Origin of the sequence: Sphingobacterium lactis (assembly GCF_011046555.1) — a bacterium.
In the GTDB taxonomy this organism is placed as follows: domain Bacteria; phylum Bacteroidota; class Bacteroidia; order Sphingobacteriales; family Sphingobacteriaceae; genus Sphingobacterium; species Sphingobacterium lactis.
Genome location: NZ_CP049246.1, coordinates 1,787,895 through 1,801,024, shown reverse-complemented (window position 1 = coordinate 1,801,024; position 13,130 = coordinate 1,787,895). Strand labels below are relative to the sequence as shown.

Sequence of the window (13,130 nt, the reverse complement as noted above, 5' to 3'; positions counted from 1 at the left end):
CCTTAGTACAAAGGAGGATATTTTGTTGGATTGGCATCTGCCATCATCTGATAGACTGCTTCGACTACATCATCCACCGCTGGTTTCGTGAAGTAATCGCCATCCGACCCATAAGGCGGACGGTGGGCTTTTGCCGTTAATGTTTTGGGTTGGGAATCCAGGTGGTAGTATCCGCCCTGTTTTTCCAATATTTCATGGGTGATATACGCTGAGGCGCCTCCCGGAAAATCTTCATCGACAACCAATAAGCGGTTGGTTTTCTTCAGGGATTCCACGGAGATGTGATCCCTATCGAACGGCATCAGGCACTGCGCATCGATAATCTCGATGGTAATCCCCAATTTATCCAATTCGAGCGCTGCTTCCTGAACGATGCGAAGTGTAGATCCATAGGATACCACGGTTACATCATTACCTTCACGCAGCTTTTCGGCCTTTCCGATTGGCACGGTAAAGTCAGCGATATTATTCGGCATCTTTTCCTTCAAGCGATACCCATTCAGGCATTCCACAACCAATGCGGGTTCGTCGGATTTCAACAGGGTATTGTACATCCCTGCTGCCTGGGTCATGTTCCGCGGTACACAGAGGTGTATCCCACGCAATCCGCCCAATAGCACCGACATAGGCGATCCGGAATGCCAGATTCCTTCCAATCGGTGACCTCGCGTACGGATGATCAAAGGCGCTTTTTGGCGTCCCTTGGTGCGGTAGCTCAAACTGGCCAGATCATCGCTCAATACCGGCATGGCATAGATCAGGTAATCCAGGTATTGGATCTCTGCGATCGGTCGGAACCCACGGACGGCGAGGCCAATTCCCTTTCCGATAATCGCTGATTCCCGGATCCCCGTATCGAATACCCGCTGATCGCCGAATTCCTCCTGCAGACCGGCAAACCCTTGGTTCACATCACCGATCTTACCCACGTCCTCCCCAAATGCCAAGAGCCGCGCATCGTTATGGAAATTCTCCCGGAAACAGGCATTCAGCACTTCCCTGCCGTCGACCACTGCAGCATCGGCATCGTAGGCCGCCGCCACAACGGGAACCGACAATGGTGAATGTGCCGTATCCACAAAAAGTTTATCGTTAAAACGGTCGTAGTTGACCTCACGTTGTTGCTTGTACCAAGCGATCAGCTCATCCTTGCCAGCAATATCCTCACCCCGCAATTCACGGATTACGCGTCGAACATTCACATAGACCTCCTTCAGTGAAGGCTCCGTAATGGAGAGTAAGGTCTTCAAAGGAATTTCAACGGCGTGGTGATTGATGGCTTCCAGCTTTGCTATCGCGCCTTCCAGGTCTGTCTGTAAGGTCTTTCTATAATCTGCCCAGGCGCGTTTCTGCTCCTGGCGCACAAAATCTTTCGCTTCGTTCTCGATGGCTTCCAGCTCATGCTCCTCCGCCATTCCGGATTCCAGCAGCCAATCGCGCATTTTCTTATTGCAGTCGTAGTCTACTTCCCAAGCCAGGCGATCATCGGATTTATACCGCTCGTGCGACCCTGAGGTGGAGTGCCCCTGCGGTTGAGTGACCTCGACAACATGGACGATGCATGGTTTGCTATGGTTTCTGGCGAAGTCTGCCGCTTTCTCATACACTTCACACAGGCCAGCATAATCCCAGCCTTTGACCTTAAAGATCTCCAATCCCGTCCCGTATTCATCTTCCTGAAATCCGCGCAGGAGGTTGGAGATATCGCCTTTTGTGGTCTGCACCGCATTTGGCACGGAGATGCCGTAGCCGTCATCCCAAATGGAGATGACAACAGGGATCTGTTTTACCCCTGCCGCATTGACGGTTTCCCAGAATACACCTTCGGATGTTGCCGCATTCCCGATTGTACAGTACACGACTTCCTGCCCTTCTTTCGAGAATGGCGCTTTGTGGGAGAGGTTTGGATTTTCCCTGTACAGCTTGGAAGCGAGTCCGAGACCGAGGATTCGGGCCATCTGCCCACCTGTGGTGGAAATATCCGAAAAGCAATTGACCTGTTGGGTCTGATCGAGCCATTCGCCCTGTTCATCCAGCAAAGGTGTGGCAAAGTGCGCCACCATCTGCCGGCCACCGGACGATGTATCGGCCTCCAGGTCGGGGTTTGCATATAATTGCGAGAAAAAATTATAGATACTGCTTATGCCAAGTGCAAAGGCTAGCGTTTGGTCTCTATAGTAACCGGAACGCCAATCTCCAGGTTTAAAAACCTTCGAAAGCGCAATTTGGGCCAATTCCTTCCCATCTCCGAAGATTCCAAACTTCGCCTTTCCGGTCAGGACTTCTTTCCTTCCCAAGAGGCTCACATAACGGCTTTGAACGGCTAGTTTATAATCTTCAATGAGTACCTGGCGGAATTCCTCATAGCTTATTTTCGCTGAATTGTAGTGCACTGGTCTTGTCGTATTTAATTCTGACATTAAAGTGTTTTCTTTTTTAACAAAAATAACAAAATAAACGAGCTTTTTGCCATCCTTCCCCCTTATTAATACGACCAAATTCAAATAAAACTCTTAACATTAAGACAATATTGATTACATTTAGCCGAAATTTTTCAGAATATCTATGAGTAATTTGCATTTTTTTGACGCGAATGCGGGCAACGGGAGATTGGGCGATCTAGAGAAAACAATCGTTATCAACAATTTGCTGGATGTGCCTTTGGCAGAGCGGAACAACGGATGGGTGGCACAGTTCATCGATAATATTGCGGAAGCCAATCTAGCAGTATCGGAGCCGGAGATCGTCATGAGCAATGATGGTTTTCCGTACTTCAATTTACGCAGTGTGGAACCCGGCGAAAACTTTCAGGCCTTTGTCATCAAAGATAAATTACCGACCCTGCTTCAGAACGGTTTTGGCGTTGCGTTGAACACACGCAAACAGGATCCGGATTGGATGTTCAGCTTTGGCGACCTGGTCAACTATGCGTTGCGTCAGGAATTCTATACCGACGAGCATTTCTTCTCCCGCAACAACGCGGATTTCGTTATCGGCAAGGATGAGGAAATCTTGGTGGGACAGCCGTCGGAAGAGATCCTTCCTGGCTATGCACGGAAGCAGTTGGCTGAATTCCTTCAGTATTCCGGCGTAAAGAATCCCATGATCATGTTGATTGCACGGAACTACACCGACGAAGAGAAGGTAACACAGGATTTGGTGTTGAACATCACGCCGAAGAATTTTGCCAACGAGAACGAATACAAACAGGCCATGAATACCATTTCCTGGTTCTTGCCGAAGCACTACTCCATTGTCGGTCTGGACACGGACGCCGTGGAATCAGGTTTTCAACCGTTGTAGTCAATTGGGTGCCGTGAACGGTATACCATTTTTCATAAAATTCAGCTATTAATTTTGTCTGGGCGCAGGAGCGCCCCACCACATCATCATATTATGTTTTTATTCAATGTCAGGGTATATGGAATTCTGTTAAACGAGAACAATGAGGTCCTCATCTCCGACGAGCGCACCGAAAATGTATCGTTCACTAAATTTCCAGGTGGCGGATTGGAATATGGAGAGGGATTGATCGACGCCCTGAAGCGCGAATATATGGAAGAAACGGGTATGGAAGTCGAGGTGCTCAAGCACATCTACACCACCGATTTCTATGAAAAATCAAGTTTCAACGAAAGTCAGATCATTTCCATCTATTACCAGGTGAAGTGCATTAATAAAGTTAATTTAAAAATAACGACACGTACGTTTGACTTTACGGAAAAATCACTTGAAGGAAAACTACAGGCCTTCCGATTAATTCCTTTGCATCAATTGCAAGAAAATGACTTGACATTCAAAACCGATCAGGCGGCTTGGCGGGAATTTCTAAAATCAATAGTAAAAATTCAAGAATAATATAAATGTTGCAACTTTTATTTGATTTTATAATAAAAGGTTTTTACTTTTACAGTGGGTCTTGGAAATAGGGCTTACCCTACCCAGGATCTATGTTTTGAAAACACCTAGTTCTATAGGGTTTTATTAATAGTTAGTGTGATTTTAAGGCGATACTCCCCGTATCGCCTTATTTTTTTGTCCTAATCAGATTAATAGAATAAAAAAAGTAAAAAACAGCCAAAAACGGTCATAGATAGCTATTACCGTACACAATAACAGGGCTATCCATTTTAAGTAAGTGAAAATTAGCTGGGTAATTCCATGCAAGGTTTCCTCATACCTATTTTAAGTAAGGCATTCAAAATCATTTCAGGTATACCAAAATTTACGAAATGTCTGAAATGAATAAAATTAGCTTCTATTTACTTTTGTTACAATAGTCATTAAAAAAAGTGACGGATATCCCAATTTTAATAACGGTTTTCGTGGTACTTTTCATGGTTATATTTCATTAAAAAACCTTTAAAAAACCACGTGATTTGCATGGGGTAGATGGGGCAAAAAAATAGGGTTTAGCACGTTCGCTAAACCCTAAAACATTCAAAAAAATTCAAATGAAAATCTTATGCAAATAAGTATGCGAGCAGGATGACCAATGCTCCGCCGATGATGATGATCCATTTGTTCACATCCCCACTATGGGCGCCTTCCTGACTCTTATATTTATAATCTCTTTTAAATTTATCTAAATCCATTATTCCTCCTTCTTTTATTAAAGATGCGCTAAACCTTAAAAATACATAAAATTATTCATGATGGTAGGGTTCTCCGCGCATTATTGTAAAAGCACGGTAAATTTGCTCGACGAAGAAGAGGCGTACCATCTGGTGTGAGAAGGTCATTTTCGACAAGGATACTTTTCCATTGGCACGCTCATACACACTGTTATCAAAGCCGTAGGGGCCACCGATCACGAATACCATGTGTTGCACACTACCGATCATTTGCTTCTCCAGGAAGACCGAAAACTCCATGGAGCTGTATGTTTTGCCGCGCTCATCCAACAGGACCACATAATCGAGGTTACTGATCTGCTTCAGGATCAGCTGTGCTTCCTTTTCTTTCTGCTGTGCTTCTGTCAGGTTCTTGCTGTTCTTCAGGTCCGGAATGATGATCTGCTGGAAAGAAATATAATGCTTCAGGCGCTTGGTATACACCTCAATGCCTTGCGAAATATGCTGATCGTCCGTCTTGCCGATACACAGTAAGGTAATTTTCATATACTGACCGTTGATAGGTTACAAAAATAGGACTTTAGCCGGCCAATTGGTAGGTTAATTTGCGAAAAGGAGAAGGATGGATTGAAGAATTTGCTTTTTTTACTATTTCACCTCATACGTGCCGTCTTCCAACCATTGAATGGCTTCGCGCAATGGAATTCCGAAATGCCCTGCTTGTTGTTCGTCAAAGGCGGCTTTCCAACGGACATAACCCAATTCGTAATTAGGAAGGGATACACGGTCGTTCTTTAACGTTGTGGTACTGTTGCGTAAAGCATCTTCAGCGACAGGCAAGTGCAGCACTTCTTCTAAAACTCCGTTTGGGTATTTCGGGTTTTTAATGCATACACCGGAAAATGCAATGTGAACTATAGTGCCATACTCTTTATACGTTTCTATTTTGAGAATTTTCAACGTCGAGTTTTCCTCACCGGGACGGGTATGATAATTCCACTCTTGTCCTACTTGATATGCCGGCGGTAAAGGTTTTCCTTCTTTTTTCCTAAAGATGTTAAATGCACTCATAGTGTTTTATTTAATCCACCCAAACGGAGTTCTAAGTTTTCTTGAAGATTATGGTTGTATATTTTAATTTTCAGTGACCGAATAATAAAATGAAGTCAACCCATGATATCTAACATGCAAAATTTTACGAAATTTGGCAGCGTATTGATTTTCAGGCACCATCAATTTGATATATGCAATAGTCCTTAACAACTGATCCGGAGTAACTTTTTTATCTTCGAGTTCTATAAGATGCTCCGTAAACTTTACACCTCTGTCTTCTCCATACACATCTTCATCTTCCTGGTTTTCCTTTTTTGTATAGGCATCTATTTTATATTCTATATTCACTCCGTCCTCAAACCTTACCTTCAAGGTTTTGGCTTTGAGATCGATAATATAAATATCAGAAACCTTTTCTCCATCTTCTAGATCCTGAATGGTTTTATACTCCATTTTTTGCGCTAAGCTGATTAGGCCGAACAGCAATAGTATTGCCGTCATAATTGTTTTGGTTTTCATAATTTTAGAGAGTTTAAGCGTTCATTACTTAGACATATTAACCCAGTTTTCTTTTACAATTTTGAAATTATCTCCGTAACCAAAAAAGAACCCCGTAACATTTTCATTAAAAACCCGAGACTTTTCAGCATACGCCAAAAAGGTATTGTATTTTTTGGTTTTAAATTCTTTTCTTATAGGCAAATAAAAAGGCGTATCATTCTGATAAACGGTTCCATCAAAATTATAGAACAACTTTATCCCTTCATTGCCCCACAAATTCACATAATGCTCATTGTACGTGATATCGGAATAATTTGCTTGCAACTGATGAACGGTTTTACCTGTTTCTATATTTATGATGAACGCTTCGCACCCTTTTGATGCATCTCCCTGTCCATTAATTAGTTTGATGGCATAAGAAGAATTCGGGATAAGTTTAAAACTTTCACCCGTTTTGCCTTCTATCAAAATATTCCCTTTGCGATCGATTATAGCAATATTGGACTGGTGCGATCGTACACCGCAATTTTTAGGATTCAGTGTTTGATTTCCTTTCAGGGTCATGGTCGCATATTTCTGTTTTGAAAGAAACTGCGCACCTGATGCGATTTTATCAAATGTTGGTTTTATGGCCCAAACCCATTCCGAATCGGTATAACCAAACCCTATCTTTCCGTTTTCTTCTTTGGTAGTCCAGGTTATGCCCTCATCAAATAGTGGCTTGCTTGAAGCTGGATTTTTAACTTGTGCATGACTGAAAGTAATGCCACACAAAAAGATTAAAAGTGTTGTCAAAGATTTCATAGTGTTAAGTTTTTAATTGTTATTTATCTGTTTTTAAATGGATTCCTCATTGCGGTTGCCATAATTATGATCACACCCAAACCCAATTTTTCTAATTTATTTTCCTATCACTTTTTATTATGCGTTAATTGTTTTAACAAAATTAAACGCATTTTCTTTAACAGAAAATAGCTACATATAGCTATTTAATCCCCTACCTTACCCCCCCTAAATAAACGCTTAACACTATAATTACAAATTTGGCAACAAAACACCACAAATCCCTGAAAGTCATTATATTATACAAAAACAACTAGATTTTACACCCTTAAATCAACCTTTCCCTCCCCTGACCTTGTCTGACATGCGTCCGAGGTGAGAGCGTACCGAGAGCGTGGTGAGAGCGTGTCTATAGCACGTATGCAGTACGCTTAAACCTCGGTCGCACCTCGCATGCATGTCGGACAAGGTCCACACCTAACCCAAAGCGGATTTTGTCAATGCCATACAATTCGAAAAATTCAAGAAAATAGGAAATAGTATACAAACCTCGTTATGTGAGAGCGTGTTGAAGCCATCGATTTTACAACGTGGCACTTAGAAAATTAGGGATTCTGCAAAACGGAAATGCAGCTATGAATTGGATAGGTGATGTATGAAATATAGAAATTTGTATTGACAACAGCAATTCCAAGTGCACAAATAACAATTTCTTAATGTACCAAGGGATGATTCACATGTGCCTTCCAGAATGGATTTGATGATGGGAAAACCAATAAAAAAAGAAGGTATCTATTCAGATACCTTCTTTTCCATTCGATAACCTTGGGCTTATTTGTTAGCCACTAGGTTGATATCGAAGTTAATTTCTTTGGAGATCAAATCATCAGATTTACCTTCGTAAGAAACACCCCAGTCAGCTCTTGTGATGTTGAAGTTAGCAGTTGCTTTGATTGTTGCATCTGTAGCTTCTACAACTTTCGCATCGAAAGTGATGTTTTTGCTCACGCCTTTGATGATCAAGTTACCAGAAACGGTAATATCGTTCGCTGTAGCACCTGGTTTAATTTCGGTGATGGTGAAGCTCGCTTCTGGATGCGTTGCAACGCCGAAGAAATCATCAGCTTTCAAGTGGCCATCCAATTTCTCTTTGTATTCGCCCTCTAGATCTGTAGAGCTGATGCTCGTCATATCCAAAACAACGTTTCCTGCTGTAAGTGCACCGTTATCAACTGTTAGGGAACCAGATTTAATGTTTACTGTACCAGTATGTTTACCAGTAACCTTTGTTCCTGTCCAAACGACTTTGGAAGCAGCAGTATCTACATTGAATGTAGTACCTACAACTTCACTTTGCGTAACGACAACTGAATCTTTCGTTTCAGCTTTTTTTCCTTCAGGGTTTCCAGCACATGAAGCCAGAACTAATGCTGCGATAGCAGATAATAATGTGATTTTTTTCATTGTATATGTTTAGAACATTTAATTCGGAAGCAAAAATAGAGTAGCTTGGTAGATATTCCTACTGGCTACTCTATTTTTAACAATAAAAAGACAATTGGGGCTTAGTTACCGGACGGTTGCACGTCCACACGGCGGATATCCGCACCCAATGCTTTCAAGCGCTCTTCAATATGCTGATAACCACGCTCGATCTGTTCAATATTGTAGATTACGGATTTCCCCTGTGCCGATAGGGCGGCGATCAATAGGGAAACTCCCGCACGGATATCCGGAGAGGTCATCTCGATACCGCGTAATTTATTCTGTTTGTTCAAGCCGATTACGGTTGCTCTGTGTGGATCGCACAGAATGATCTGCGCCCCCATATCGATCAGTTTGTCCACGAAGAACAAACGACTCTCGAACATCTTCTGGTGGATCAGGACATTTCCTTTGGCTTGGATGGCAGTCACCAACACGATGCTCAACAAGTCCGGTGTGAAACCTGGCCATGGCGCATCGGAAATCGTCAGGATGGATCCATCGATAAAGGTATCGATTTCATAGCTGTCCTGCGCAGGAATAAAAATATCATCACCGCGAAGCTCGAATTTGATGCCCAAACGTGAAAATACGGAAGGGATAATTCCCAGCTCCTTGAAGCACACATCCTTAATGGTAATTTCAGAACCGGTCATTGCGGCCAGTCCGATGAAGGAACCGATCTCGATCATATCCGGCAGCATCCTGTGAGTCGTTCCACCCAAGCGCTCCACCCCTTCGATGGTCAATAGGTTGGATCCGATACCGGAGATGTTTGCACCCATGCGGTTCAGCATCTTGCACAGCTGCTGCAGATAAGGCTCGCATGCCGCGTTATAGATGGTGGTTGTACCCTTCGCCAGAACAGCAGCCATCACGATATTTGCCGTTCCGGTTACAGAAGCCTCATCCATCAGAATATAGGTTCCCTGCAACTCGGATGCATCCACATTGAAGAAGTGGTTCTCGGCATCATAGATAAATTTGGCACCCAATTTCTCGAAACCCAGGAAGTGGGTATCCAGACGGCGGCGTCCAATTTTATCGCCTCCCGGTTTCGGGATTGCAGCTTTACCGAAGCGTGCCAATAAAGGACCGACGATCATAATCGATCCGCGGAGGCTCCCTCCTTTTTTCTTGAATTCTTCCGATTGGAAATAGTCGATATTGATATCCTTGGCTTCAAATTCGTAGGTATCCTCGCTCACGCGGTTTACCGTTACGCCCATGGCCGCCAATAGATCGATCAGTTTATTGACATCCTTGATATCGGGAATATTGCTGATCGTAATTTTCTCTTCTGTTAGGAGCACCGCAGAGATAATCTGCAGGGCTTCATTCTTCGCTCCCTGAGGAACAATTTCTCCTTTTAATGGTTTACCACCGTTTATTTCAAATGCGTTCATATGTATAATAATGGTATCCGAGCCAAGAATAATTCCCTGACTTCCAGACCAAGTTTACAGACCATAGCATAAAGAAAGCAATTGTTGGGTTTTCCTGCAATTGCTTTCCTTATTTCCATGGGCTTATTTTTTCTTCATTTTATTGTTGTAGTTGCTGTGTCCACCGTGGCCACCTCCATAGTTGCTGTTGGAAGGTTTACGCCCGCCAGCACCTTTTTGATCCCTGAAGTTGGAGTTGTTCTGCTTTTTGTTCTGCTGCTGGTTGCTGCCGCTGCCCGTTGCCGGCTTGGTTCTGCTTCCCGGAGGAGGCGTTTTGAAATCCAGCTTGGTCAACACGGTATCTGCAGGCAAAGTCAGTGCTCCTGAGGACAGCACGCGCAAGTCGTTCAGGATCTGGTCGTCAGAAACCGCATCCTTATTCCAGGTCAGGTAGGCCATTTTCATGAAGTTCGCGATCGAAAGCGCCATTTTCTGTCTTGCTTCCTCATTCTGGGTAGACATGGCCTTACCGATCATCTCCTCCACGGTATATCCATAATGCTTAAAGCGGATATTGTGGTTCGGATACTTCAACGGTTCCGGTTTGTGGTGGATGTTCTCTTTGGTCGGAATCGGATATGGGGAGTCCACATCAATCTTGAAATCCGAGATAATGTATAGGTGATCCCAAAGTTTGTGTTTGAAGTCGGAAACATCGCGCAGATGCGGGTTCAGCACCCCCATCATATCGATAACGACCTGCGCCAAGCGGTTTCTCTCCTCACGGTCGGGCAAGCTGCAGATATAGTCGACCATATTCTGCACATTCCTACCGTACTCAGCTAATATTAACTTGGGTCTTGTACTGTTGTAATCAAAAATCATATGTTTGTGTTGCAATACCCCTATGGGGTGCTATAAGTTCTGTTTTATCGTGGGTATCAATTCACTATTCTTAGCTTGGCAAATTTAAGCAACAATTGCTTCTGTCCCAACTCTTTGAAGAAAATAGTTGCTTTTACGTCCGGTTTATTGCCTTCTAGGTTAATTACCTTACCAAATCCAAAGCGTTCATGCTCAACTTCCATACCAACTTGCAGCCCCGAAGTATCCGATGGCGCAAAGCCTTCGGTCGGTTTGTGGGCTTTCGGCAGAATGGATGTTGTCTTGATCACCTTCGGCTTCGGCTTGGAGAACATGTCCCCCGAAGACTCTTCCTTGCGCTGCCATTTGACACGCTCGGAGCCGAAATCGTCGTTGCTCGCCATGGCCGTCCGTGGGTTGAAGTCCAGATCCAAAGTGCTTGGATTCAACTCGTCCAGAAAGCGGCTCGGTTCGCAGTTGTTCAGTGTGCCCCAACGGTAACGGGACGTCGCATAGGAAAGATGCAGTTTCTTCTCCGCACGGGTTACCGCCACGTAGAACAGCCTCCGCTCCTCCTCCAGTTCCGACCTTGAATTTAAGGATAATTGGGAAGGAAACAAATTTTCTTCCAAGCCAACGATAAATACCACCGGAAATTCCAGCCCCTTTGAGGCATGGATCGTCATCAGCGAAACCGTATCGGCATTCGGATCCTTGTCATTGTCGTCATTGGTCAAGAGGGCAATATCCTGCATAAAGATATCCAATCCTTTTTCCTCCAGGTCTTCACGCTCGGAAAATTCCTTGATCCCGTTCAGTAATTCCTGAATATTTTCATAGCGCGCCAGCCCTTCCACGGATTTGTCCTCATAGAGGTCCTTCAGGATACCGGAGTGCTGGGCGATGTGCATGGCCGTATCGAATGCCGTATTGGTCTTTGCCGTTGCCTGGAAGCTCTGGATCATTAGGCCGAAGTTGGAAACCGAAGCGGCACTGCGTCCGTCCAGGAACATCTGCGCATTGGCAACCACATCCCAAAGTCGCAATTGTTGCTGATCCGCCGCCACCATGATTTTCTCCACCGTCGTATCTCCGATTCCGCGACGCGGGTAATTGATGACCCGCTTCAACGCTTCCTCATCGTTGGGGTTGAAGGTCAATCTGAAATAAGCAATCAGGTCCTTGATCTCCTTGCGTTGGTAGAATGAGGTACCTCCATAAAGTTTATACGGCACATTCAGCTTCCGCAAGGCCTCCTCCAGCGATCTGGATTGCGCATTCGTCCGGTATAGGATCGCAAAATCCTTGTAATTTAAGCTCTTCAACGCCTTCTCTTGGGAGATGGCCTCCGCGACGATCTTCCCTTCTTCGTTATCCGAAAACGCACGTGCCACCTTGATCTTCTCGCCATCCTCATTGTCGGAGAATACATTCTTCTCCAACTGATTCTTGTTGTTCGCGATGATGCTGTTGGCCGCATTGACGATCATCTTCGTCGATCGGTAGTTCTGTTCCAATTTGAACACCTTCACATCCGGATAATCTTTCTGGAAATTCAGGATGTTCTGGATATTGGCACCGCGGAAGGCATAGATACTCTGGGCATCATCACCTACCACGCATATATTTTCGTTCACCGCAGCCAATCGTTTCACGATCAGGTACTGCGAGAAGTTTGTATCCTGGTACTCATCCACCATCAGGTACTTGAACTGGTGCTGATATTTGTGCAGCACATCGGGGTATTTGTTCAGGAGCACATTGGTCTTGAACAGGAGATCGTCGAAATCCATGGCCCCTGCCCTGTAGCAGCGCTGTGCATAGGTCATGTAGATCTGTCCCAGCTGTCCGCGTCCATTGGCGATATCCTCCGCCATGATCGCTTCGTTCTTGTTGTATTCCTGTGGAGAGATCAAGTTGTTCTTCGCCGATGAGATACGGCCATAAACATGGTTCACATTGTACAGCTTATCGTCCAGGTTCAGCTCCTTCAGGATTGCCCGCAACAGACTCTTTGTATCATCCGTATCGTAGATCGTAAAGTTTTTCGGATAGCCGATCAGCTCCGCCTCCACGCGCAGGATACGCGCAAAGATCGAGTGAAAGGTTCCCATCCATATGTTCTTCGCCTCGGCACCAACGACCTTCATGATACGCTCGCGCATTTCCTTCGCCGCCTTATTCGTAAAGGTTAAAACCAATATATTGAACGGATCGACACCCTGCCTGATCAGGTGGGCTACGCGGTAAGTAATCACTCTTGTCTTGCCAGACCCAGCACCCGCAACGATCATCACCGGTCCTTTAATCTGTTCTACAGCAGCTCGTTGAGAGGGGTTCAGTCCTGCTAAATAATCCAAAATGTTCTCCTAAATTTATGTTTCGTATTACCTCAAAAATGGGGGACCCAAATTTAATAAAAATCAATGGACTATGCTAATGATTTATCCACAGAGGAACGCACGGCGAAGCCCCCTATTACCAC

The 13,130-nt window shown here is 44.4% G+C and carries 12 protein-coding genes; 2 read left to right on the top strand and 10 right to left on the bottom strand.

Annotated elements, in window-relative coordinates:
- Positions 1-2: 2 nt before the first annotated feature.
- Positions 3-2,420: an alpha-ketoacid dehydrogenase subunit alpha/beta gene (locus G6N79_RS07765; RefSeq protein WP_103907096.1), complete on the bottom strand. Its 2,418-nt coding sequence runs from the start codon at positions 2,418-2,420 to the stop codon at positions 3-5.
- 145 nt (positions 2,421-2,565) lie between these two features.
- Between G6N79_RS07765 and G6N79_RS07760 the strand changes: the two genes are divergently transcribed.
- Together G6N79_RS07760 and G6N79_RS07755 are read left to right on the top strand one after the other, a co-directional pair.
- On the top strand, positions 2,566-3,303 hold the full coding sequence (locus tag G6N79_RS07760) for a hypothetical protein (protein ID WP_103907095.1): 738 nt from the start codon (positions 2,566-2,568) through the stop codon (positions 3,301-3,303).
- Positions 3,304-3,396: 93 nt separating this feature from the next.
- Positions 3,397-3,858 carry an NUDIX domain-containing protein gene (locus G6N79_RS07755; protein WP_103907094.1) on the top strand — a complete coding sequence of 154 codons (462 nt, stop codon included), beginning with the start codon at positions 3,397-3,399 and terminating at the stop codon, positions 3,856-3,858.
- Positions 3,859-4,463: 605 nt separating this feature from the next.
- On the opposite strand, the gene G6N79_RS17680 is transcribed toward G6N79_RS07755, so the two are convergent.
- The 9 genes from G6N79_RS17680 to G6N79_RS07715 all read right to left on the bottom strand — a co-directional run bounded on the left by G6N79_RS17680 (position 4,464) and on the right by G6N79_RS07715 (position 13,005).
- Positions 4,464-4,595: a hypothetical protein gene (locus G6N79_RS17680; protein ID WP_262508101.1), complete on the bottom strand. Its 132-nt coding sequence runs from the start codon at positions 4,593-4,595 to the stop codon at positions 4,464-4,466.
- Between the two features lie 51 nt (positions 4,596-4,646).
- Positions 4,647-5,120, bottom strand: a complete 474-nt coding sequence (rlmH, locus tag G6N79_RS07750; RefSeq protein WP_103907093.1) for a 23S rRNA (pseudouridine(1915)-N(3))-methyltransferase RlmH — start codon at positions 5,118-5,120, stop codon at positions 4,647-4,649.
- Between the two features lie 102 nt (positions 5,121-5,222).
- A complete protein-coding gene (locus G6N79_RS07745; protein WP_103907092.1) occupies positions 5,223-5,645 on the bottom strand; it encodes a hypothetical protein in 423 nt (140 codons plus the stop codon).
- Positions 5,646-5,708: 63 nt separating this feature from the next.
- Positions 5,709-6,146 carry a hypothetical protein gene (locus G6N79_RS07740; RefSeq protein WP_146060646.1) on the bottom strand — a complete coding sequence of 146 codons (438 nt, stop codon included), beginning with the start codon at positions 6,144-6,146 and terminating at the stop codon, positions 5,709-5,711.
- Between the two features lie 24 nt (positions 6,147-6,170).
- Complete coding sequence (locus G6N79_RS07735; RefSeq protein WP_103907090.1) at positions 6,171-6,932, bottom strand: hypothetical protein; 762 nt, start codon at positions 6,930-6,932, stop codon at positions 6,171-6,173.
- An 810-nt stretch (positions 6,933-7,742) separates the two neighbouring features.
- A complete protein-coding gene (locus G6N79_RS07730) occupies positions 7,743-8,375 on the bottom strand; it encodes a YceI family protein (RefSeq protein ID WP_103907089.1) in 633 nt (210 codons plus the stop codon).
- A gap of 101 nt (positions 8,376-8,476) precedes the next feature.
- Positions 8,477-9,802 (bottom strand): UDP-N-acetylglucosamine 1-carboxyvinyltransferase, encoded by a 1,326-nt coding sequence (gene murA, locus G6N79_RS07725; RefSeq protein ID WP_103907088.1) that lies wholly within the window; start codon positions 9,800-9,802, stop codon positions 8,477-8,479.
- A gap of 123 nt (positions 9,803-9,925) precedes the next feature.
- The gene (locus tag G6N79_RS07720; RefSeq protein ID WP_103907087.1) at positions 9,926-10,666 is read right to left on the bottom strand and encodes a DUF4290 domain-containing protein; all 741 of its coding nucleotides are present in this window, start codon (positions 10,664-10,666) and stop codon (positions 9,926-9,928) included.
- 56 nt (positions 10,667-10,722) lie between these two features.
- A complete protein-coding gene (locus tag G6N79_RS07715; RefSeq protein ID WP_103907086.1) occupies positions 10,723-13,005 on the bottom strand; it encodes an ATP-dependent helicase in 2,283 nt (760 codons plus the stop codon).
- Positions 13,006-13,130 lie beyond the last annotated feature (125 nt).